The organism is Hymenobacter gelipurpurascens, assembly GCF_900187375.1.
Taxonomy (GTDB): Bacteria; Bacteroidota; Bacteroidia; order Cytophagales; family Hymenobacteraceae; genus Hymenobacter; species Hymenobacter gelipurpurascens.
In genome coordinates, this window is the sequence record NZ_FYEW01000001.1 from 1,541,718 (window position 1) to 1,563,777 (window position 22,060).

Consider the following 22,060-nt stretch of genomic DNA (forward strand, 5'->3'; position numbering starts at 1 on the left):
TAGATAAGAGGGCCGAAAATACCCTTTCTCGGACAAGTGCCCACAAAAAAGCCGGAACTCGTCCGGCTTTTTTGTGGGCACTTGGTTTCTGGACTGGCCTAGGCCACTAGTTCCTCTTGTTGGGCGCGCAGCTTACTGTGTTTTTTGCCGTAGCCGAAGTAAATAGCCAGCCCGATGGCCAGCCAGACAGCCAGACGCAACCACGTTTCCCAAGGCAGGGCTACCATCATCACTACGCAGGTCAGGATGCCGAGAATAGGCACCAGCGGCACCCACGGCGTACGGAAGCCACGGGGCGCATTGGGTTCTTTTTTACGCATGATGAGTACACCCAGGCACACCATCACAAAGGCCAGCAGGGTGCCAATGCTAGTCATCTCGCCCACTACCGAAATGGGCACGAAGCCTGCAAAGAGCGCAATGAACAGGCCTAGCAGCAGGCTGGACTCAAGCGGCGTGCGGAACTTGGCGTGGATGCGCGCAAAAACAGGAGGCAGCAGCCCATCCTTGGCCATGGAGAAAAACACGCGGGTCTGGCCCAGCAAATCCACCAGAATTACGGACGTGTAGCCAATGATAATGGCCAGAATTACGGCCGAGGAAAGCCAGGCATACGGCGTTTTTTCGATGGCAATAGCCACGGGAGCGGCACTGCCCTTGAACTCGGTGTAGTTGGCCAAGCCGGTCATGACGTGCCCAAACAGCACGAATAGAATGGTGCAGATAACCAGGGAGCCGATGATGCCGATGGGCATATTGCGCTGCGGATTCTTGGTTTCCTGAGCCATAGTGGCCACAATATCGAAGCCAATAAACACGAAGAATACCACACCGGCCCCACGCAGAATCCCGCTCCAGCCAAACTCGCCGAAGGTACCGGTGTTCTCGGGAATGTAGGGATGATAGTTGGCCGGATCGATGTACTGCCAACCCAGCGCGATGAACACCAGCACCACCGCAACCTTGAGCGTAACCACAATGGCATTGAACCACGCCGAGCCCTTGGTGCCGCGAATGATGATAAGCGTGATAAGCAGCACAATCAGCATGGCGGGCACATTCACGAACCCGTGCACCGAGCTGCCATCAGCCAGCGTGGCCGACTCGAACGGCGACATCACTAGCTGCGGCGGCAGGTGTATGCCCGACTTAGCCAGAAATTTCAGCAGATACTGCGACCAGCTGATGGCCACCGTGGCAGCGCCTACGGAGTATTCCAGCACCAAATCCCAGCCGATAATCCAGGCAAACAGCTCGCCCATAGTGGCATAGGCGTAGGTGTAGGCCGAGCCAGATACGGGCACCATGGAGGCAAACTCGGCGTAGCAGAGTGCCGAAAATGCGCAGCCAATGGCTGCCACAATAAACGAGAGGGTGATGGCCGGGCCGGCATTATTGGCGGCGGCAATACCTGTGAGCGAAAACAATCCAGCCCCAATGATTACCCCAATGCCCATCGTGATGAGGTTGAAGCCGTTCAGACTTCGTTTGAGGGTGTTTGCGCCGGTTTCGGCGGCTTCCTGCCGCAGCAGTTCCAGTGATTTTTTAAGCATAAAAACAGAATGCCAACGCACACGTTGGCCGGTGATAAATAGGTCCGATCAGGGAAGCTCTCTGCCGCCAGCCAAGTGGCATACGAGTGCAGCAAACTGGCATAACGCGATGGGGGGAGCAGCGAGCTTGGCCTCTATTAGGAAAGCCAGTAAACACAGCCCCCATGCGAGGCAGCGGAGAAAAACCCGACCAGGAAAAGGAAAAGAAGAGCACGCGCCGCGGCAACGACTTAGGCCGCCCGCATAAGGCTCTTAAAAACTGTGAGCGATAAAATCAGGCCTCAACAGCAACAACACGCACCGCTACAACACGCCTGCCGATGGGCAGAAACGCCAAAAGAGGCAGCAAAAACTACAAAACGGGCAGTACGGCAGGGGCGAAAATCCACGGCAACTTGTTTTTATATGGTCAGGAATTGGCACCGTTCCGGCAGTTGCGGATGGTTGCCGACGCTTCATCGAGCCTGTCTCTCAGCGCCTCTGTATAAAAACAATCCTTTGTCGGTAAAGAATTGGTAGCGCAAAGGTACATCCGGCCGGCGCGCATTTACAAACACACCGGTTCCCGTGCAGACCAGTGGCCTAGGCCACTCTACTCCTACTAATGGCCCGCCTGACTGCTTTAAAACCTAAAGGTTTAACCCAGCAATAGTCTTTTTTTTATTTTACCAAAATCTGTCCTTCGCCCAAAAGTTGGCATCTGAGTTGCAAATACCCATTGCAGAAGGCCACAAACCTGTTTCAGGAAGCGGCTTCATTCTTTTCTTCGATTTAACAATTCAGCTATTTTCTAATGAACAAGCTTCTCGTAATTCTTGCCGCTTTCTCTCTTTCTGCTGGTGTAGCTTCGGCCCAAACGGCTCCTACAAAAGTCAAATACAAATCTAAAACGGACCAAGCTGCCAAGGCTCAAAAGACGCCCGAACAGAAGGCCGACCACAAAGCCAAGCAGCTGGCGCAAAAGCTGAATCTAACCGCTGAGCAGACCGAGAAAGTGCGGCAGTTGCATCTCTCCCGCTACCAGCAACTGCAGGCCAACCGCGTCAAGTATGCCACAGCAGGCAAAAGCGCGGCCCGCAAGCAGGAAATGAAGACCGATAAGGCTGCTTACGAAGCCCAGCTCAAGCAAATCCTGAGCGCCGAGCAGTACACTAAATACGCCCAGCTGCGCGCTGAAAAAGTGGAAAAGCATAAGGCGCAGCGCAAAGCCAAAAGCTAACCGTACCTAACAGATCTAAGAAAAGCCTCACCGTAGCGGTTGAGGCTTTTTTTGTGCACCAGCCGGCCAGTCAGGCCCCAAAACCCAACTGTAGGCCACTACGCGCGTATTGCGCCTACACTTCTTCTGTTCTGCCGAAGCGCCAGCGCACTTCGATCACCTAGTACGTTATGAAAGCATGCCTATGCAACGCATTGAAAATCACGGGCTATGTAGCAGGCTCCATAGGTGGCGCGCTAGGCCTCTACCTAGGTGCCGCCGCCGTATTGTCGCGCATTCCCAGCCCCAAAACCAGCACCGATCCGCTGACGGACCTGGATATTTATATCTACTCCAACGGCGTGCATACCGATATTGTGGTGCCCATCCGCACCCCCTACATCGATTGGAGCAAAACGATTCTGCTGGCGAATACGCCCTCCAACGACCCCGCCATGCAATACCTGGGCTTCGGGTGGGGCGATAAAGGCTTCTACCTCGATACGCCCACGTGGGCCGAGCTAAAGCCGAGCACGGCGTTCAAAGCCATGTTTTACCTGGGCACCTCGGCCATGCATACCACCTTCTACAAGGAGATGCACGAGAGCGAAGACTGCGTAAAAATCAGTATCAGCCACAACGACTACCGCCGCCTGATTCGCTACATCCAGGAGAGTTTCCGCTACGATGCGCTAGGCCACCCCATCTATATTCCGGGCCACAGCTACGGCCCCGACGACTCTTTTTATGAGGCGCACCGCACCTATGGCTGGTTTTACACCTGCAACACCTGGGCCAACGACGCCCTGAAAGCCAGCGGCCAGAAAGCCAGCCTCTGGACACCCTTCGACACCGGGATTTTCTATCAGTACCGGAAGTAAACGCTTATAGGCTAGTCGGCAATTCTCAGGTGAGCTTGCTACAGAACTTCCGTCGTGGGGTTCGCTCTGAAATACCGCATCCGGTAGCAGTTCATGGCGGTGTTGCCGAGCTGCTCCAGCAGGCGGTAGTTGGCAATGGCGCCCACCGCCGCCCCAATTACGGGCACCAGCTGCGCCATCTTGGCCAGGTCAATATAGTCGCGGTACTCCTGCTGAAACGTGCGCCAGTCGAACTCGTGCACGTCCGTCGGCAACGTGTGGCGGTAGGCATCCCAGTCGGCAATGCGGCTATACACTTCGTTGCGGGTGTGCTGGCTGCTGAAAGCCAGTTGGAAGATGTGCAGCAGGAATAGCCGCTCGGTATAGTCCTTCACATCGTAGCCATAGAACGCGGCGATATCAAAGAGCAGTTTCAGTTTGATGCCCAGCAACAGCGGAAAATCGGCGAGGCCGAGCAGGAAACCGCCCGCGCCCGTTACGGCTCCTTCGGCGGCAGCCGTGTTGCGGTAGTATTTCACGCGGGTACGTACCGCGGCTTCGCGCTCTGCCAACGGCAGTTCCAGCACGGGCTTCCGGGTGGTATGCGTAGAGCCGAACAACACACCCCGCACCATCTGCTTGATGGCGGTGGTAATGGCCTCGTGTACTTTCTCCGGCAGAAACGCATTCAGCCGCCCTTGTACCTGCCGCGCCAAGCGGTTCAGCATAGTAGGTGGCTGCTGCATCTTGCGCTGCCACGCCCGTAGCTCGGTGTAGGCCTGTTGGTCGGAGTAAGGCGAAGTCATAGAATGAAGGTGCACATTTCTACAGCCATTTCATTTCCTGTCCCGCTTCTATGGGCTTGTCGCCTGAGAAAATGACAGGTCATAGTCCTCTACTTCAACTTATAAATCCGCTCAATAATTTCTACCACTTTCAGGCCCTCCAGGGCATTCGTAGTAGCGGAGCTGCGCTTCTGCACCGTTTCAATTACGTTTTCGATGATGTGGACGTGGTTGGCGGCGCTGCCTTGGTACGAGCCATACTCGTTGGCGGGGTTGGTGGGCGGTAGCGGTGGCAGGGTGTAGTCGCGGAGGTAACAATACTCCACCTTATCCATGTACTGCCCCCCGATTTTGAGGCTGCCGTGCTCGGCTATTACCGTGAGGGAGCTTTCCAGGTTTCGGTCCCAGACGGCGGTGCTGTATTGCAGCGTGCCACTGCCGCCGCTCACCAGATCAAACGTTACGAGGCCCGAGTCTTCAAATTCGGTGAGATTCTGGTGATTGAAGTCGCGGAAGCGGGCCGAGATATTAGTGATGTCGCCGAAGACCCAGTAGAGCAGATCCACGAAGTGGCTGAACTGCGTGAAGAGCGTGCCGCCATCCTGCTGCCGGGTGCCTTTCCAGGCGCTGGGCTGGTAGTAGCGGGCGTCGCGGTTCCAGAAGCAGTTGATCTGCACCAGGTATACCTGGCCTAGGCGGCCTTCCTCCATTAGTTGCTTAAGCCACGCAGCCGGCGGCGAATAGCGGTTCTGCATCACCCCAAACACCAGGCGCCCGGTTTGCGCGGCAGTGCGCACTACAGCTTCCGCATCCTGTGTGCGCAACGCAATAGGCTTCTCAATGACGACGTGTAGGCCATGTTCCAAGCCAGCTATAGCCTGCGACGTGTGCTGGTCATTTGGTGTAGCTATAGTTAATACATCGGCCACCAAACCAGCTGTAAAGTACTCATCCAGAGACAGAAAGAAAGAAACACCTGGAAAAGCAAGCGCCAGCTCAGGGGCCAGTTCCGGGCGCACATCAATCAGGGCTACCAGCTGTGCGCCGGCATGACGGGCCACCAGCGCAGCATGACGGAGACCAATGTGGCCTACACCACAAATAGCAAAGCGGACGGCAGGAAGAGAATCAGCCAATGGAAAGAGATGCAAGCAAAACAGAGTAGCAAGCTGCGAAAAAACCCGCGTTTCTGTGCGCCAAAAAAAAGCCTGTAACGCTGCAAGCAGCACTACAGGCTTTTAGAATTGGCTAGTGTAGTAGCCAACAGCTGTTTAGGACTACAGCAGGCGCTTGAGCTCCTCAAAATTGGAGTTGCTCACGGTGCGGCCCGTGCAGCCAAGCTGCTGAGCGCTCTTCTGAATATTGGTAATGCGCGAGCCGGGGTTGGGGTGGGTGCTCAGGAACTCCGGCGTACCGCCCCCACCCTGCTTCTCTGCTTTAATGAAAAAGCCCGCGGCGCCGTCGCAGGCGTAGTAGCGGGTGCCGTTGAGGTAGATGGTGGAGTACTTGTCAGCCTCCACTTCGTAGGTGCGGCTAAATTTGAGCTGGCCCAGGCCGGCGGCAATCTGCACAAGCTGGTTGGAATTATTACCCAGTACAATACCAGCTAGCATGCTGATGCCATACTGCTTCTGGAGCATCTGGGTGCTGTGGCGGCGGTCGGCGTGGGCGATTTCGTGGCCTAGCACACCAGCCAACTGGTTTTCATTATCCAGGAACTTGATCAGGCCCGAAAACACGTAGATATGGCCGCCGGGCGTAGCAAAGGCATTCTGGGTGGCGTCGTCTTTGATGATCTGCACATCCCAGGGAAATTCTTTGCGGTATTTCAGGTTGCCGTTGTCGAGTACGCGCTTCACTACGCCATCCAGCAGCGTGTAGGCGCGGGCATTGCCGGAGCGCGAAAGCAGCTGGCCTTTGGCGCGGTAGAGAGAGTCGGTTTGGTGGGCTACCTGGGCACCCAGCTCAATATCCTGCTGGATAGAAAACAGGTTAAAGCCCTGGCGGGGCGCATTAACAGCCGCCGTAGTAACGACCGAAACAACGGCCAGTGGCAGCAAGAGGGTTAGAAAGGGACGGCGCATGCAAAAAAAGTTAACAGGTAAGAGGCGAGTAATACGGCTGAAAGAAAAAACAGTGCCAGCAAAAAGCAACGTCGGCCAAGTTGTGCGCTAAAAGTGACCTAGGCCACTTCCCATGCCTGCAGCACGGCACCTACGTAGGCCACCTGCTCGGGCGTCAGCATCGGGTGCATGGGCAACGACAGCACGGTACGGCACAAGCGCTCTGCCACCGGAAACTGCCCCTGTTGGTAGCCCAAATACGCATAGGCAGGCTGCAGATGGTTGGGCAACGGATAATAAACCGCGCTGGGTACGCCGTGCGCTGCCAAGTGCTGTTGCAGTGCTTCCCGGGCACCCGGCTTGTCTGCAACCTGCACGGTGTATTGATGAAATACGTGCGTACTGCGCGGGTCGTGGGCCGGCCGGCGCAAGTGAGAGTGGCCTAGCAGGGCGGCATCATACTGCGCTGCTACGTGCTGGCGGGCGGCAGTCCATTGGGGCAGATAGCGGAGTTTCACGCGGAGCAGCGCCGCCTGCACAGTATCGAGGCGGGAGTTGAGGCCGATGTGCTCGTGGTGATACTTACGGCTTTGCCCGTGGTTGGCGAGCTGACGCAAGTAGCTGGCGCGGACTTTATCGGCCGTGAACAGGGCGCCACCATCCCCGAAGCCCCCGAGGTTTTTGCTTGGGAAAAATGAAGTGGTTCCCACCTCCCCTACTGTTCCGGCAGCCCATATCTCGCCAGAGCTTGTGGTAAAGGTGGCCCCAATGGCTTGCGCATTGTCTTCTATTAGGGCCACCTGGTGCTGGTTGGCCAACTGGCGCAGGGCTTCCAGATCAGCACACTGCCCAAACAGGTGCACCGCTATTATAGCACCGGTGCGCGGCGTAAGGGCCGCTGCTACGGCCGCCGGATCGAGGTTAAACGTATCAGGCAGCACGTCGGCGGGCACGGGTACCAGGCCTAGCACGGCGGCGGCTTCCAGGGTAGCTACGTAGGTGAAGGCGGGTACTATTATCTCGGTGCCGGGCGGCAGGCGCAGGCTCATCAGGGCCAGCTGGAGAGCATCGGTGCCATTAGCGCACGGCACTACTTCAGTATGCGCACCTAGGTAGTGGCCTAGCTCGGTGGCAAACTGCTGCACGGCCGGCCCCTGGATGAAGGCGGCTTCCAGAAGCGTTTCGCGCAGGGCCGCGTCCAGCTCCGTCTGAATAGGTGCATGCTGGGCGCGCAGGTCCAGTATTTGGATGGGTGTAGCGGGAGGAAGCAGGGAAGACAAGCGGCGCGAGCAGTAAGACGGAGGAGCTTCAAAGATAGAGGCCCACGCAGAACCTGGCATCAGATGCCAACGTAACCTGCCATTGTACGCTTGCGTTTAGCAGGCCGAAGTGCGCTTCCTATTGCCTTGCACTCCTTCTGTTCCTCCCTCTTCCCTTATCCTACCGCCATGTTCAGGAAAACCCTCACTATCAACGCTCTCTCGGCCATTCTGCTTGCCGGCAGCTTAGCATTCACGCAAACCAGCTGCTCGCCGGCTGACAAGAAAGAAGTATCGGCGGAAAGCGACGAGGCTTACAACGACTTCAAGACCTTTGTTGCCAACACAGAAACCAAGTCGGAGAATGTAGCCAACGAGGTGGAAGCTGATTACGAATCAGAAACCAACCAGCTCAAATCGGACTTCGATGCCAAAGTAGCTGCCGTAGATAAGTACGCCGACCAGTACGATGATGCACGCCGCCAGGAAATTGAGCAGCTGCGCACACGTTACACCACGGCCTACGACAAGCGCGAAATGGCCTGGAAAAACCGCCCCAACGCGGTTTCTACTACCACTACAACCTCAACGGCTAACCTGAAGCCCGGCAAATATTACAAGCCGATGGCCCCTGCCGCCCAGATTACGGCCGCCAACGCCCGCGCCACCTACGAGTCGTTCGTGAACAACATCAAGCAGAACGAAGACAAGTACGATATCGAAGACTGGCGCTACATCAACTCGGAGTGGCGCGCTCTGGACGAGGCCTACGACAAAGTAAAGAAAGACATTCCGGCCCGCGACCTGGCCGAGATTCAAAAGGAGAAGCTGAAATACGCCGCCTTCAAATCATTCGACAAATCGGAAGCGCGCGTAGCGCAAGGTGCTGATGCCGTAAGCGGTGAAGCCCAGGACGTGAAAGCTGAAACTGCCGATGAGCGCAGCAAAGTGGGCCAGGCGGCAAGCAACACCGCCCAGGACGTAAAAGAAACTGGTAAAGATGTAGGCCAGGGTGCCGCTAAAGTCGGCAAGAAAGTAGGCAGCGCAGTGAAAGGCGCCTACAAAGAAGTGAAGTCGGAAGTCAAAAATACCGACAACGACTAACTGGCCTAGCGCCTGATTTAGTAAAAGAAGCCCGGTTCCTGACACAGGAGCCGGGCTTCTTTGTAGTTATGTCGGAAGCAAGATGCCCCTCATGCGGAGCGTAACCGCTCTTAGGCAGCTAGTTCCCGGAGCAGCCAATAGAGCTTCAGGGCATCGAGCTGGCGCAGGCTAGGCCTCCCCGACAGCAGATTGCGCAGTACCTGGCGCTGGCGCAGCTTAAAAGCAATGCACACGGTTTCGCCGAGGCCCCAGCGCTGTAACTGCAGTGCCGCCCGCAGCAGTTTTGTATCGGCGCCCAGCCCTTCGTTTCGGTAGAGCTGAACCAAGTTGCGCACCGCGTCGTGGGTTTTGCGCAGGAAAATGGCGGCGGGTTCTAGTCCGTCGTGCAACACCGGATTATCAATATGGTGCACCTGGATGCGGGCCCGGCGCAGCATCCAACCGAATTTGGTGTCCTCGTGGCCGTAGCGCGTCAGGCTTTCATCGAGGCCTAGGCCACTAAACAGATCGGCCTGTATCAGCAGATTGTTGAGCGTGAGCTGGCCGTGTGGCGCCCGTTGGCGCACGGCAGCCGGGCGGGCCTCCCGCTGCCTACCATACAGCCACCGGAGCAGCAAACTTGAGCTTGAGGGCGGCAGGGCTTCGTACACGGTGCCGCCGGCTACTACAGGTGCCTGAGCGCAAGCAGCGGCATAACGGGCCAGGAAACGTTCATCTGGCAGCAGGCTGTCATTGTCCAGCAGTAGTAGCCAGGAGTGTTGGGCCCGGCTGGCCAGCTCGTTGCGGATGGCGGCCCGCCCAATGTTGCGGGGCAGCTCTTCGTAGTATACGCCTGGCAAAGCGGCCAGTGGACGGTTTAGCTCTTTTATACCCTCTTCCGAGCCGTCATCAAGGCACCACATTTCTACTGGCCCATCCCAAGCGGCTGCCTGCGCCAGCAACGCGTGCACCAAGGGAGCAACGGCACGGTTGAACAGCGGAATCAGCACCGAAAGACCGGGCGTTTTCAAATGGTAGGCGCAGGTGAAATGAAGGAATAAACTACCCACTAGTGGCCTAGCAGGCGGCACGGCAAACTGCCCGCTTAGCTCTCCATCCGCAACTCAAAAGGAGTTTTCACGGAATCAATCAGGTTGCCTTGCTCGCACTTGAGCACCCGCTTCGGGTACTGCCGAATGATCTGGTAGTTGTGCGTGGCCATGAGCACGGCGGTGCCGGAGTTGTTGATTTCCACAAACAACTTCATGATGCTGTCGGCTACGTCGGGGTCGAGGTTGCCGGTGGGCTCGTCGGCGAGGAGCAGCAAGGGCTCGTTGAGCAGCGCGCGGGCAATAACTACGCGCTGCTGCTCGCCGCCCGACAGCTGGTGCGGCATTTTGCCCGCTGAGTTGGCCAAACCTACCCGCATCAGCACTTCCGAAATACGCTGCTGCTTGCGGGCCTTGCCTTTCCAGCCAGTGGCATTCAGCACGAACAACAGATTATCGGCCACCGAACGGTCGAAGAGCAGCTGAAAATCCTGGAAAATGATGCCCAGCTTGCGGCGCAGATACGGCACTTTGTCGCCGCCGGCCAGGCGGGGCAGTGGGAAACCTACCACCGTGCCGGTGCCGGCGGGTAGAGGCAGATCGGCGTACAGTGTCTTGAGCAGGGAGCTTTTGCCGGAGCCCGTACGGCCTACGAGATAGGCAAATTCGCCCTTTTCGAGCGTAAACGTGACCTTTTGCAGCACGGTGTTTACGTCCTGCATGATGTAGGCGTCGTGCAGCTCAATAACCGGGGCGGACGAGGTAGGCATAGAAACGAAGATACAGGGCGCGGGCAGTTCTAAAAAATGTCATTCCGAGCAGTAGCGCCGGACTCTAGGCCACTCTTACGAGCAAACCCAGTTTCGCGCTACCGCTCGGAATGGCATATGGGCAAGTGGTTCAGATTTCCAGCTTCTGCAGCTTCCCGAACTCCAGCCCCGATATAACGCCAGCCAGCTCCGTTTCCTTGTTTTCCAGCCCGTAGCGGTGCAGATCCTTCAGCGGGCGGTCGGCGCGGAAATACGCAATCAGCACGAAGTTCTCGTCGCGCAACTGAATGTAATCCGGAATCTTGGCCTTGCCTTTTACTTTGATGATGTACATGCAGGGGAAGAAGCTAGGAGTTAGGAGTTAGAAGACAGGAGTCAGGAAGAGGAATATGGGGCAGGAGTCAGACGCTCGGGCCTGCCCCTTACCATATTCTAGCTTCTAACTCCTAGCTTCTTAAGATTACCCGTTTACCTTTTTGTGGTCGGCGAGGAAAGTTGCCAGCCCTTTATCGGTGAGCGGGTGGTTGAGCAGGCCGTTGATAACGCTCAGGGGGCAGGTAACTACATCGGCGCCCAGTTCAGCGCACTGAATCAGGTGGGGTACGTGGCGCACCGAGGCCGCCAGCACCTGCGTGGGGTAGCCGTAGTTGGAGAAAATGTCCACAATCTGCTGCACTAGCTGCAGGCCATCGTGTCCGATATCATCGAGGCGGCCTACGAACGGCGACACGTACGTAGCGCCGGCTTTGGCGGCCAGCAGGGCCTGCCCGGCCGAGAAAATCAGGGTGCAGTTGGTCTTGATGCCTTTTTCCGAGAAGTACCGGATGGCCTTCACGCCCTCCTTGATCATGGGCACCTTCACGACGATGTTCGGGTGCAGCTCGGCTAGGGCCTCTCCTTCCCGAATCATACCCTCGAAATCAGTAGCAATAACTTCGGCCGACACGTCGCCATCCACCATTTCGCAGATCTGGCGGTAGTGGCTCATCACGGCATCGGTGCCTTTGATGCCTTCTTTGGCCATCAGGGAAGGATTCGTCGTCACGCCGTCGAGTACGCCCAGGTCTACGGCTTCCTGAATTTCCAGCAAGTTGGCGGTGTCAAGAAAGAATTTCATGCGGATAGATTGAAAAAGAGGATGCCCAAAGCTACTCACTCAATCACGGATTCAGACGGATTTTTCGGATTAGAGAAACCCGCCGGGAGATAAGACCGGGTAGCGCGGGAGTTCAGACAGGCGGAAAAACAAAAGAGCCTCCCGATGGAAGGCTCTTTTGACAAGGAGCAGATAAAGAAGAAATCCGCGAAATCCGGATAATCTGTCTAAATCCGTGATAAAAAAAGCGAGCCAAAATCGCACCGCTCAACCACCTACCCTTGCTACCTTCCGGTCCTGGGGGAGTTCAGTAGGAGCTGGTCGTTCTGACTCGCCGGGTGCAAAGATACGAAGCGGATAGTTGCGGGCAAGCTAGCAGGCCAGATTTAGCCCCAAAACGATGGATTGCCTTGATTCTGTGGCATATTCTTTTTCCTAGGCCACTATTTATTGCGGCGGCGGGCAGGTTGCAGCTTCACCGTTACGGGCAGGAAGTTGGTGGCCTTCAGTTGCTGCTCCTGATAGCCGGTATAGCTAAACACCAGCGTATTAAGCCCCTGTGGCACTGACATGGTAAACTCGCCGCGGGCGTTGGTGCTCACCACATCGGCGGCTTCCTTGATATAGACCGTTGCGCCGGCCAGCGGCTCGTTACGCTCATTGAGCACGCTCCCGTTTAGTTTCACCCATTCGGCTTTGCTGGCAGCTTCTGGGGTAGCAACCGGTGCATTAGGGGCGGCAGCAGGCTTCGCTTCAAGAGATTCCTGGGGCTTGGCTACCACAACGGCCAGCTGGCTGGAGTCGCGGGTGCTGGAGGTAGCTGGCCCTGTCGTGCTGGCTACTTGCTGGGCATGCACCGCCTGTAGAGAAAGCACAACACTCAGAAACCCAAGAAACAGTATAGAACGGTGCATGGCAGGAAGGAAGTAAGCGGAAAGACAATGGACCGGTCGAAAGGTCGAGGTTTGTGCCGCTGCCGTAAAGGCCAGAAGCCCTACTTCTGTGACGTAGATTATATATTCAAAATATTGAATAATTTCTTTACCGTTGAGCTCCATCTCAGTCAGGCCCGCTCTCTGCACTGATAACGTGGCGCAAAAACGTCTCGTTTGTGACGCAGTTTGCACTCCGCTTCGCCCCGCGCTGGCCTAGCGACTCCTCTCTGGTTATCACCGGGAAAGTCCTTTAACCAACTCCATCAATTCGCGGCGCACTTGGCATTTCCTCGCAGAAAACTGCGTCAGGTGTGAAATCTGTCCCGTAACTTTGCCTATGCCTCAACAGATTCTGATTCTCGATTTTGGGTCGCAATACACGCAACTCATTGCCCGGCGCATCCGGGAACTGAACGTTTACTGCGAAATCCATCCGTATACCCACGCCCCGGACCTCACTGAGGACATCCGGGGCGTTGTGCTTTCGGGCTCCCCGTGCTCTGTGCGCGACCCCGAAGCCCCCAACCCCGACCTGAGCAAGTACCTAGGCCATGTGCCGGTGCTGGGCGTGTGCTACGGCGCGCAGCTACTGGCCCATCAGCAGGGCGGCGAGGTGATGCCCGCCACCATTCGGGAGTACGGGCGCGCGCGCCTCACGCATGTGCACCATGCCTCTCCCCTGCTACACGGCGTGCCTACCGAGTCGCAGGTCTGGATGTCGCACGGCGACACTATCAAGACTTTGCCCGCGGGCTACGAGATTATTGCTGGCACGCCGGAAGTAGCCGTGGCCGCCTTCCACATTGAGGGCCAGCCGACCTACGGCATCCAGTTTCACCCCGAAGTAACGCACTCGACCGACGGCAAAACGCTGCTCCAGAACTTTGTGGTTTCTATCTGTGGCCTAGACCAGAGCTGGACGCCGGAGCACTTCGTGGACTCCATGGTGGACACGCTCAAGCGCACCATCGGTGAGGAAGACCAGGTAATTCTAGGCCTGTCGGGCGGCGTCGATTCGTCGGTGGCGGCGTTGCTGCTGCACCAGGCGGTAGGCAAGCGTCTGCACGGCATCTTCGTGAACAACGGGTTGCTGCGCAAGGATGAGTATGAAGACGTGCTCCACTCCTACAAGGATTTGGGCCTGAACGTGCGCGGCGTAGATGCCTCCGAAGAGTTTTACGCGGCCCTCGCCGGCCTCACCGACCCCGAGCAGAAGCGCAAAGCCATCGGCCGTACCTTCATCGAGGTGTTCGACCGCGAGGCCCAGAAGGTCGATGGCGCGCGGTGGTTGGCGCAGGGCACCATTTACCCCGATGTTATTGAGTCGGTGTCGGTAAAAGGTCCGGCTGTCACCATTAAGAGCCACCACAATGTGGGCGGCCTGCCCGAGAAAATGAACCTGAGGATTGTGGAGCCGCTGCGGGCATTGTTCAAGGACGAGGTGCGCGAGGTAGGCCACACGCTAGGCCTGCCCGTTAATATTCTGCACCGCCACCCCTTCCCCGGACCGGGCCTGGGCATCCGCATCCTCGGCGACATCACGCCCCAGAAAGTAGACCTGCTCCAGCGCGCCGATGCCATCTTCATCAACGGCCTGAAAAACTACGGCCTCTACGAGAAGGTGTGGCAAGCCGGCGTAATGCTGCTGCCCATCCAGAGCGTGGGCGTAATGGGCGACGAACGGACGTACGAGCAAGTAGTAGCCCTGCGCGCCGTAACCAGCGTAGACGGCATGACCGCCGACTGGGCTCACTTGCCCTACGACTTCCTGGCCGACATCTCAAACCGCATCATCAACCAGGTGCGCGGCATCAACCGCGTGGTGTACGATATCAGCTCCAAGCCACCAGCAACGATTGAGTGGGAATAAGCTGCCAGTAATTTAGTAAGTGAGAAAAGCCCGTTGGTGTATATTGCCAGCGGGCTTTTTTGCTTGCCTAAACCCTCGCCTTTATGCTGATTCACTGCTTTCAACACATGCCTGATGAGGGCCCGGCGCACATAGCTGCCTGGGCTAAAACCCGTGGGCATGAGCTGCACATTACCCGGTGGTTTGAGCCCGTTATTGTTGCGCCTGACTTGTCAGCTACTGACCTACTAGTGGTGCTGGGCGGGGCCATGGGTGTGCATGATGAGGAAGAATTTCCGTGGCTCCGCCTCGAGAAGAACGCCATCCAAACTGCGCTGGGCTCCGGGAAGCCAGTGCTAGGCCTATGCCTTGGTTCGCAGCTGATAGCCCAGCTTCTGGGCGCCACGGTAGGCCGCAACCCAGAGCCGGAGGTTGGTTTCTGGCCGGTGGAGTTTACTGCCGAGGCACGCCAGACACCGCAGCTAGGCCACTTGCCCGCCGAGGTTATGGCCCTGCACTGGCACTATGATGCGTTTACCCTGCCGCCCGGCGCTCAGCTGCTGGCTACTTCGGCGGCTACCAGTTGCCAGGGCTTTCTGTGGCAAGACCGGGTAATAGGCCTACAGTTTCATCCGGAGGCTGATGCGGCCTGGCTGGCGTCGTTGGTGGGGGCGGAAGGGCACTTGCTCGGCTCAGGCACCTATGTGCAGACTGTGCCCGAGATTCAGAATCACCGCGCGCTGCTAGGCCAGTCGCCAGCGTTTCTGTTTCCGCTGCTGGATGGCATGTTGGCGCTGGCTTAGGCCCGTTTTATATTCGATATGCAGTATTTTCATCAAGCGCTAGGCCTGTTTACACTTATTCTGTGTGGGTGCCTGGTCAGTTGCAAAGGGCCCATTGTCATACAGGACTGCCTGCAAGCCCAGAAGTTGGCAGCTGATTACGCGAAGAGCTATTCGCCACACCATATGCAAAGAGGCTGGTACGGGCCGCCGCCGGTGGTTTCGCCTCCGTTGCGGCGGGCTCATTTGCAGCAGCAAGCTATTCTGCTAGGCCACGTAGACCGACTTGGATCAGATGGCACGGTAAGCCCGCAGCCCGGTGCCCGTGTGTTTGCGCGTCAGCAATTCACCGACACGGATAGCCATGGAAACTACACGCTACCACTTGCCACAGGCACCTATACTTTACGATGCGGCGCTGTAGGTTTGCTCGTACCTCAAGAACCCGTGGCTTTACACGTCCGGCCCGGCGACTCTATCCGCATAAACTTTCTTCTATTAGTAGATCCAAGACCTATCATCCACCAAATGCCGTAGGCCAGTCCCGAACACCTCTTACAGCTGCTCGCCTGCTTTCTGCCTGAGCAGATTGCTCCTACGCACTACCACTGTTAGGTTTTCTGCGTAGATAGCAGCAACTCCGCTACCCCTCCCGCCCGTTAGTCCCGCATGAAACGACCGTCGATCCGTCAGTTCCTGGCTGTAGCCGTGCTGGGGCTGTTGTTGGCGGTGGTAGCGGCCTTGGTACTGTTGGGCTCCAATTGGGGCCGACGCGAGATTACGCGTCAGGCGCGGGCCCGAATCGCCCAGAACTCCGATCTGGTGCTGGCGCCATTTGAGGTGGAGTTTTCCTGGCTGCGCGACTTTCCACACATTACGGCGTCCCTGCACCACGTCAGCCTGACTGATACGGCTTTCCAGCGTGCTATACCGGTGTTGCAGATAGGCCGTGCCGACCTGCGGCTGCGGCTGAGCCAGCTGCTGCTAGGACGGGTGCAGATAAACCGACTGGCGGTGTATGATGCTGAATTCCGACAGCTTACCGATTCTCTAGGCCACAACTGGGGCCTGCATGGCAAAGGCCCGCACCGCGCGGCGGCCTTCACGCCACCCGATTTCAACCTCGATTCACTGTTGCTATACAAAGTGCGCGTCACGGACCGCAACGAGCTGCAGAACAGCGGCTTTTCGGCTTACGTCAGGCGCGGTGGGCTAGCAGTGCGGGCGCGGGGCGGAGTGGCTAACGTCCGAGGCACTCTGGACGCCCAGCTGGAATATTTGCGTAGCGGGCGGGGCAATTTATTTGAGCAGGAGCCCGTAATGGCCTGGATACGCTACCGCTACGATTTTGGGCGCCGGCAGGGCAACTTTCTCCGGACGCACGCCACCCTCAACGGCGATACCGTGCTGGTTACCGGCACCCACCAGGCCGCAGCGCCCGGTGCCCCCAGAGGCACTACCCTCAACCTGAAGTTTGTGGGCCGCCAGCCCTTGGTAGAGGTGCTGCACGTAGCGCTGCCCACCAATCTGCACCATTTCCTTACGGGAGCCACCAGCGCCAGCCATGCCCGAATCCAGTATACCATTCAGGGCCTGAGCGGACCATCGGCCAGGCCACGCACCATCCTGCGCTTTCAGTTGCAGAATGCACAAATGCGCTGGCCCGATTCAGTTCGCCAGATCCGGCGTTGGGATGCCCGTGGTGTGTTCGACAACGGCCCCGAACACTCTTCCCGCACCACCTACCTCAGCTTTGAGCAGTGCCGGCTGTACTCTACGGCGGGCGAGCTGAATGCCCGAATCAAGGTGCAGGACTTCACCCACCCCTTCCTGACGGGCCATGTGCAGGGACGCACGGAGCTGCAAACCCTGGCCACAGTGGTAGTGCCTGGCCTCTGGAAAGCACGTTCGGGGCAAGCCGCCCTGAATATTCACTTCAATGGCTTACTGCCCGAAATTCCGGAGCGCACGGCCCGCAGAGCAGGCCAGACGGCTACTGCCACCCTCTCGCCGCTGGCCGCGCGCGGAACCGTTACGCTGGAGAATGCCTCGCTTTTGGTGCCAAGTCACGGAGCCGATATGTCGGGGCTGAATGTGCGCGTGCGCCTGCGCGACAGTCTGTGGATTCTGGAAAACCTAGCGGGTCGCCTGAATGGCATGCAGGTGCAGGCCAATGCCACCACCACGTACCTGCTGGCTTACTTTAGTGGGCAGCATCCTTCTACCGATATCAAGGGCACGTTTACTGTTGATGAGCTGCACCTGGGGCGGCTGCGCCAGCTGCTGGCGCCCCCCGTAGGCCATGCGCGAGCGGCGGCCCCACGCATCCGCCGGCCCGGCCGCCCGCGCAATCAGGAGCTGGCCGCCCGAGCCATGAACCTGCTGCCTCCTGGCCTACACCTCTATATTAGGCTTCGCTGCCAACGTTTGCTCCTGCCCACCGATACCCTGTTCCAGCTGGCGGCCACGGTGCGCCACGATGGCCGACAAGTGCAGCTTTCCAACCTCCAGATGCATGTGTGGAGTGGACAGGTCAAGGGGGCCATCAGCTGGCCTACGGATACACTGCACCTGCAACCGGTGGCGGCGCGCCTCGCGGCGCACTTCCAGACAATTGAGTACCGACGCCTGCTGGCCCTGCTTCACCGCCCGGTGCGCCCTGCACCCAGTAACAACGCCGACCCGAGCCTGCAGGAAGTACTGCTGGCCGCCAACGGACAGGCCGAGGTGAGCATCCAAAACTTGCAACTGCCGGCAGGCGAAAACCTCACGGATATGCGGCTGCGGCTCAACAAAACCGGCCGCAATTTCCGGATTCCTTACCTCACCTTCGGGACCAGTGCGGGCGGCACGGGGCGCGTAAGTGCTATGGCGCGCCTCAACGGCACCGAGCTGCAATCAGCCAAGGCCGATATAGACCTGCGCTATTCCGAGCTTGATGTGCAGCGCCTGTTCCAGCTGCTGGCCGCCCTTACGCCGCCCTCACGAAAGGCTCCTGATGCCCCCCCTACCAAAGCGCCGGCCGGTGGATCTTCTCTATTAGATGGCACCGTTGCCGCAAAGGTGCGGGTATCCGCCGACCGGGTTCGATATGCTGCTTTGCAGGGAAGCAACTTTCAGCTGCGCAGCAGTTTAGAGAATGGCTGGGCCAATCTGGATGAGTGCTCCCTGCAGTCCTTTGGAGGATCTATAAACCTTCGGGGCCGTGTACAGATGGATGCAGAGGCGGGCTCTCAGCACCCATTGCATGCCCAGGTGCGCCTCAAGAACATCAACCTCACCCCTTTATTCGGGGTGGCTGCCGCCCTGAATCTAGACGTGATGGGGCCTGAAAACATCCGGGGTACTATGCAGTGCGAAGGCGACCTGCACACCACACTGGATGCCGCATTTCTGCCCTCACTGTCTCAAACCCACGCCTACCTAAAAACCGATTTGCGCGAGTTGGAGCTGATGGATGTGACGGCCTTGCAGCAGGCCCTGAAGTTTTTGCGCGATAAGCGGACCAGCCACCTCTACTTTGAGCCCGTGAGCCCGCGCTTTATCCTGGACGGCACCCGCCTGCTGATCCCGGATCTACATCTCAACAGCAACCTCACGGATATGGCCATCAGCGGCGAATACCAGCTGGATGGCCGGGCCAACCTGTATGTAGGTCTGAGCCCCATGCAAACCCTGTTCGGCAACAACAAAAAGCGGATTGAACGCATCCAGAGCGGTGAAGCCACGGAGCAGCCCAGCCGGGGCCTGGTCTACGTAAACCTTCACCGCACGCCGGGCAGCCGCTACAAAGTCCGACCATTCCAGAAGCAGGAACAACGCCAGCAGCAGGAGCAGCTTCGTCGGGAGTTTCAGCAGCTGCTCATCCGTCAGCCCCTCGATACTACATTGCGGCTGCTGCAATGACCCCTACAGGCCTAGTGGGCAAGAAAGCCGAATGCACCGGCCTTTTCTTGCGCTCAGCATAACGGGCTTTTGCGACCTTTACTATCTACCTAAACCGCTTCGCTATACCCTATTTCTAGGCCAGTACCTAGCTCATCTATTCCCCTATTCACCCATGCTTTTCAGGTATTATCGAGTACTGTTGCTTTTACTGATTATCGGTGGCGCAACTTCAAGCCAGGCCGCCACCCCACATCAGGTGCGGGCTTTGCTTCGGCTGGAGCCTGCTACCAAGCATTTCTGGTGCCGCTATACCCTCACTATTCCGGCAGAAGCAGCTCCGGAAAACATCCGACTAAACCTGAACAAAGCGTTCAAGGTGCTTTCCGTCAATGCGCCTCGCTCTACGCAGCAACGGGTGGCGCCCTACATGTACTCCGTATATCAGGATACCGTGCAGGGCATAGAGGTGGCCTACGCGCCGCACAACAGGCAGCCCCGCCAGATAACTATCACCTACGAAGGCACGCTTTCCTCACGGTTTGCCACCGAGCAGGTGATGTAGCTGAGCGGGCACAGCTTCTGGGTGCCGGTTTTGCCTTATAAAGAATATCAGCTGGTTGATTATGTGCTGGAGGTGCAGGCGCCTGCTCTGTACAGTGTCATCAGCACGCGCCCGCCCACCCAGCACCGCCGCGGCCACTACACGTTCCGGGGCCGCACTCCTGCTATTGAGCTGACGGCCTTGGCCGCGCTGCAGTTCCGTAGTTTATCATCGAAGCCAGGTTCTGCAGCGCCCGTAGGCCTATACAAAGCCGGAGCTGAGCTGAATCGCACCGATTCTTTGCTGCTGCCGGAAACGGAGAAGGTGGTAGCATTTTACAACGGTACCATTGGTCGGCAAGACCCTATTGCGCGCTTCTCCATTTTACTTCCGGGCACCGACCGCGATGCATTTGGTCTGCTCGATAACGCTACCGTGATTACCTACTCTGATTTCGATATCCGAAAGCCCGATGAACGCCTAATTTTAGCCCACTAAATCACTCACAAATGGTGGTCGTCGGGCTCTTTTAATGATTACAACGACTGGCTGAATGAGGCCTTTGCCGTGTATTCGAGCCTGCTGTATATCCGCTCAGCGGGCGACACAGCCACGTATAATCGCGTGTTGGCCAAGCATACTGCTGCCGCCGCGGGCGCACCCGCCCTCATCGGTTTTCAGAAGGAGAAGTACGATTACCCCACCTACCGCCGCGTGGTGTACAGCAAAGGCACAGTGGTGTTGGCCGCTCTGCACCAGCGCCTGGGCAACGAAAAGTTTCTGACGCTTCTGGCGGCCACTGCGGCGCAGAAAACCGCCACCACCGAAGCCTTCCTGGCCTTGGTAGAACAAACCACCGGAGCAGAAAACCGCGCCTGGCTCCTGGCGCTTCTAAAACACTAGCCCAACTGGCCTAGAGCCCCTTCGGTAGGTGTACTCCACGGATGTTGCGCAGTAGGCTTAGGGCATTCTGGTCGGTGAGGCCGCCGATGTAATCTGTGAGCAATATGATTTGCTCGTAGGCAGAGGCTCCTTCCTGGTGGCCTACGGCTCTGAATTGCTCCGGCAACAATTGCAGCAGCTTGCGCGAGCGGGGGCCGGTATAGGGGTCGAAGGTGGCGTGCAGGAACCCATCCAGCAGGCCGGCCAGCACCTCGAAGCCGGCCGCTTCGGTTTCCAGCACGGGGCGGCTTTGGTATAGGTGCTGGAGCGTGAGCTGGTGCATGTGCTGCAGCTGCTCCCAACACTCCAGCTGGCGTATCAGGGGCTCATCGGAGCGGCCGCGCAGCAGGTCATCGGAACGGTCGGCGAAGAGGCGGGCAGTTTGCTGCACCAGCCGGTTAATGAGGCGGGCCCGCAGGTAGCCCAGCTCCTCGCGCCAGTCGTGCCACTCCACGGAGCCGCGCCGGTCGGGCGCATCACCCAGGATTTCACGCATAAGCTGCAGGCCTTCCTTGCACGGAATCAGCCCCAGCTTGAGGCCGTCTTCAAAATCAACAATCCGAAAGCAGATATCATCGGCTGCCTCCACAAGAAAGGCTAATGGATGCCGATGAAAGAAGCCGCCCAGTTCAGTGCCGGGCGGTTTCGGCAAGAGGCCTAGCTCACGGGCAACCTCCTGAAAACGGGCCGCTTCGGTCTGGAAGTAGCCATACTTTTTCTCGCTGGTGCCACGCGTCAGGCTGGCCTCCTCCACTACTGAAGGGCGCGGATATTTGGTGAAGGCACCCAGCGTGGCATACGTGAGGCCCAAGCCAGCCGAGCCGCTGCTATGGGCCGCGTAAGTGTGCGTGAGTATCCGAAACCCGGCTGCGTTGGCTTCAAACTGCTGCAAATCGGCGCGCTGCGCTGCGTTGAGCACCCGCACGAACGGCTCGGCGGCCGAGCTGTGGAAGTACGCCGAAATAGCATCTTCGCCGCTGTGCCCAAACGGCGGCTTCCCGATGTCGTGGGCCAGGCAGGCGGCGGCCACAATGTCTCCGAAGTCGCTATCCAGATGCGGCAGCGTTTTGGCGAGGCTCTCCGACTCTTCCAGCAGCAGACGCCCACCCAAGCGGCCCAGGGAGCGGCCTACGCTGGCCGTTTCCAGGGAGTGCGTGAGGCGGGTGTGCACGAAATCCATTTCGGGCAGGGGCATCACCTGGGTTTTGCGCTGCATGCGCCGAAACGCCGAGCTGAACACCACCCGGTCGTAGTCGGCCACGAAGGCTCCGCGCACGGGCGGCGCATCCGTCACTACATGCAGTTGGGGCTGCTCGGGGTAGCGGCGGCGGCTCAGGAGCCGCTCCCAGGTCATGGCCGGCGCGTCGGAACTTGTCAGGTGCATCATCAGTGGCTAAGGTAATGGGC

General features: G+C 58.1%; 20 protein-coding genes, 1 other RNA gene and 1 riboswitch. Of the genes, 9 read left to right on the top strand and 12 right to left on the bottom strand.

Features of this window, described 5'->3' with window-relative positions; translation table 11 throughout:
• Positions 1 to 98: 98 nt before the first annotated feature.
• Complete coding sequence (locus tag CFT68_RS06560) at positions 99 to 1,553, bottom strand: amino acid permease (protein ID WP_088842587.1); 1,455 nt, start codon at positions 1,551 to 1,553, stop codon at positions 99 to 101.
• Positions 1,554 to 1,951: 398 nt separating this feature from the next.
• A riboswitch (SAM riboswitch) is annotated at positions 1,952 to 2,044 on the bottom strand.
• Positions 2,045 to 2,346: 302 nt separating this feature from the next.
• On the opposite strand from CFT68_RS06560, the gene CFT68_RS06565 reads away from it, so the two are divergent.
• Complete coding sequence (locus CFT68_RS06565) at positions 2,347 to 2,772, top strand: hypothetical protein (protein ID WP_212590367.1); 426 nt, start codon at positions 2,347 to 2,349, stop codon at positions 2,770 to 2,772.
• A 170-nt stretch (positions 2,773 to 2,942) separates the two neighbouring features.
• Positions 2,943 to 3,632: a TIGR02117 family protein gene (locus tag CFT68_RS06570; RefSeq protein ID WP_088842588.1), complete on the top strand. Its 690-nt coding sequence runs from the start codon at positions 2,943 to 2,945 to the stop codon at positions 3,630 to 3,632.
• 38 nt (positions 3,633 to 3,670) lie between these two features.
• Here the strand turns inward: CFT68_RS06570 and CFT68_RS06575 are convergent, their stop codons facing one another.
• The 4 genes from CFT68_RS06575 to CFT68_RS06590 form a co-directional block, all read right to left on the bottom strand.
• A complete protein-coding gene (locus tag CFT68_RS06575; RefSeq protein WP_088842589.1) occupies positions 3,671 to 4,417 on the bottom strand; it encodes an EcsC family protein in 747 nt (248 codons plus the stop codon).
• Positions 4,418 to 4,506: 89 nt separating this feature from the next.
• Positions 4,507 to 5,532 carry a Gfo/Idh/MocA family protein gene (locus CFT68_RS06580; protein WP_088842590.1) on the bottom strand — a complete coding sequence of 342 codons (1,026 nt, stop codon included), beginning with the start codon at positions 5,530 to 5,532 and terminating at the stop codon, positions 4,507 to 4,509.
• 141 nt (positions 5,533 to 5,673) lie between these two features.
• Positions 5,674 to 6,480, bottom strand: a complete 807-nt coding sequence (locus CFT68_RS06585) for a M48 family metalloprotease (RefSeq protein WP_088842591.1) — start codon at positions 6,478 to 6,480, stop codon at positions 5,674 to 5,676.
• 98 nt (positions 6,481 to 6,578) lie between these two features.
• Entirely contained in the window at positions 6,579 to 7,739 is a 1,161-nt protein-coding gene (locus CFT68_RS06590; RefSeq protein WP_245815295.1) for a DegT/DnrJ/EryC1/StrS family aminotransferase, read from the bottom strand.
• A 168-nt stretch (positions 7,740 to 7,907) separates the two neighbouring features.
• Between CFT68_RS06590 and CFT68_RS06595 the strand changes: the two genes are divergently transcribed.
• Complete coding sequence (locus tag CFT68_RS06595; RefSeq protein WP_088842593.1) at positions 7,908 to 8,822, top strand: hypothetical protein; 915 nt, start codon at positions 7,908 to 7,910, stop codon at positions 8,820 to 8,822.
• Positions 8,823 to 8,932: 110 nt separating this feature from the next.
• On the opposite strand, the gene CFT68_RS06600 is transcribed toward CFT68_RS06595, so the two are convergent.
• The 6 genes from CFT68_RS06600 to CFT68_RS06625 all read right to left on the bottom strand — a co-directional run bounded on the left by CFT68_RS06600 (position 8,933) and on the right by CFT68_RS06625 (position 12,630).
• Entirely contained in the window at positions 8,933 to 9,832 is a 900-nt protein-coding gene (locus CFT68_RS06600) for a glycosyltransferase (protein WP_170934719.1), read from the bottom strand.
• Between the two features lie 74 nt (positions 9,833 to 9,906).
• Complete coding sequence (locus tag CFT68_RS06605) at positions 9,907 to 10,620, bottom strand: cell division ATP-binding protein FtsE (protein ID WP_088842595.1); 714 nt, start codon at positions 10,618 to 10,620, stop codon at positions 9,907 to 9,909.
• 130 nt (positions 10,621 to 10,750) lie between these two features.
• A complete protein-coding gene (locus tag CFT68_RS06610; RefSeq protein WP_088842596.1) occupies positions 10,751 to 10,954 on the bottom strand; it encodes a fructose-6-phosphate aldolase in 204 nt (67 codons plus the stop codon).
• Between the two features lie 126 nt (positions 10,955 to 11,080).
• Positions 11,081 to 11,737, bottom strand: a complete 657-nt coding sequence (fsa, locus tag CFT68_RS06615) for a fructose-6-phosphate aldolase (protein ID WP_088842597.1) — start codon at positions 11,735 to 11,737, stop codon at positions 11,081 to 11,083.
• Positions 11,738 to 11,957: 220 nt separating this feature from the next.
• Positions 11,958 to 12,054, bottom strand: an RNA gene (gene ffs, locus CFT68_RS06620) — signal recognition particle sRNA small type.
• A gap of 105 nt (positions 12,055 to 12,159) precedes the next feature.
• Positions 12,160 to 12,630, bottom strand: coding sequence for a carboxypeptidase-like regulatory domain-containing protein (locus CFT68_RS06625; RefSeq protein ID WP_170934720.1), 471 nt, complete (start codon positions 12,628 to 12,630; stop codon positions 12,160 to 12,162).
• Between the two features lie 358 nt (positions 12,631 to 12,988).
• On the opposite strand from CFT68_RS06625, the gene guaA reads away from it, so the two are divergent.
• The 6 genes from guaA (at position 12,989) to CFT68_RS06655 (ending at position 20,614) form a co-directional block, all read left to right on the top strand.
• Positions 12,989 to 14,521, top strand: coding sequence for a glutamine-hydrolyzing GMP synthase (gene guaA / locus CFT68_RS06630; protein ID WP_088842599.1), 1,533 nt, complete (start codon positions 12,989 to 12,991; stop codon positions 14,519 to 14,521).
• 107 nt (positions 14,522 to 14,628) lie between these two features.
• Positions 14,629 to 15,303, top strand: a complete 675-nt coding sequence (locus CFT68_RS06635; RefSeq protein WP_170934721.1) for a type 1 glutamine amidotransferase — start codon at positions 14,629 to 14,631, stop codon at positions 15,301 to 15,303.
• Positions 15,304 to 15,951: 648 nt separating this feature from the next.
• A complete protein-coding gene (locus CFT68_RS06640; RefSeq protein WP_088842601.1) occupies positions 15,952 to 19,188 on the top strand; it encodes an AsmA family protein in 3,237 nt (1,078 codons plus the stop codon).
• 154 nt (positions 19,189 to 19,342) lie between these two features.
• On the top strand, positions 19,343 to 19,732 hold the full coding sequence (locus CFT68_RS06645; RefSeq protein WP_212590368.1) for a hypothetical protein: 390 nt from the start codon (positions 19,343 to 19,345) through the stop codon (positions 19,730 to 19,732).
• Between the two features lie 30 nt (positions 19,733 to 19,762).
• The gene (locus CFT68_RS06650; protein WP_088842603.1) at positions 19,763 to 20,209 is read left to right on the top strand and encodes a M1 aminopeptidase family protein; all 447 of its coding nucleotides are present in this window, start codon (positions 19,763 to 19,765) and stop codon (positions 20,207 to 20,209) included.
• Positions 20,210 to 20,614 carry a M1 family aminopeptidase gene (locus tag CFT68_RS06655; RefSeq protein ID WP_317044107.1) on the top strand — a complete coding sequence of 135 codons (405 nt, stop codon included), beginning with the start codon at positions 20,210 to 20,212 and terminating at the stop codon, positions 20,612 to 20,614.
• A 10-nt stretch (positions 20,615 to 20,624) separates the two neighbouring features.
• Here CFT68_RS06655 and dgt read toward each other — a convergent pair whose 3' ends face one another.
• Entirely contained in the window at positions 20,625 to 22,040 is a 1,416-nt protein-coding gene (gene dgt, locus CFT68_RS06660) for a dGTP triphosphohydrolase (RefSeq protein ID WP_088842605.1), read from the bottom strand.
• Positions 22,041 to 22,060: the final 20 nt, after the last annotated feature.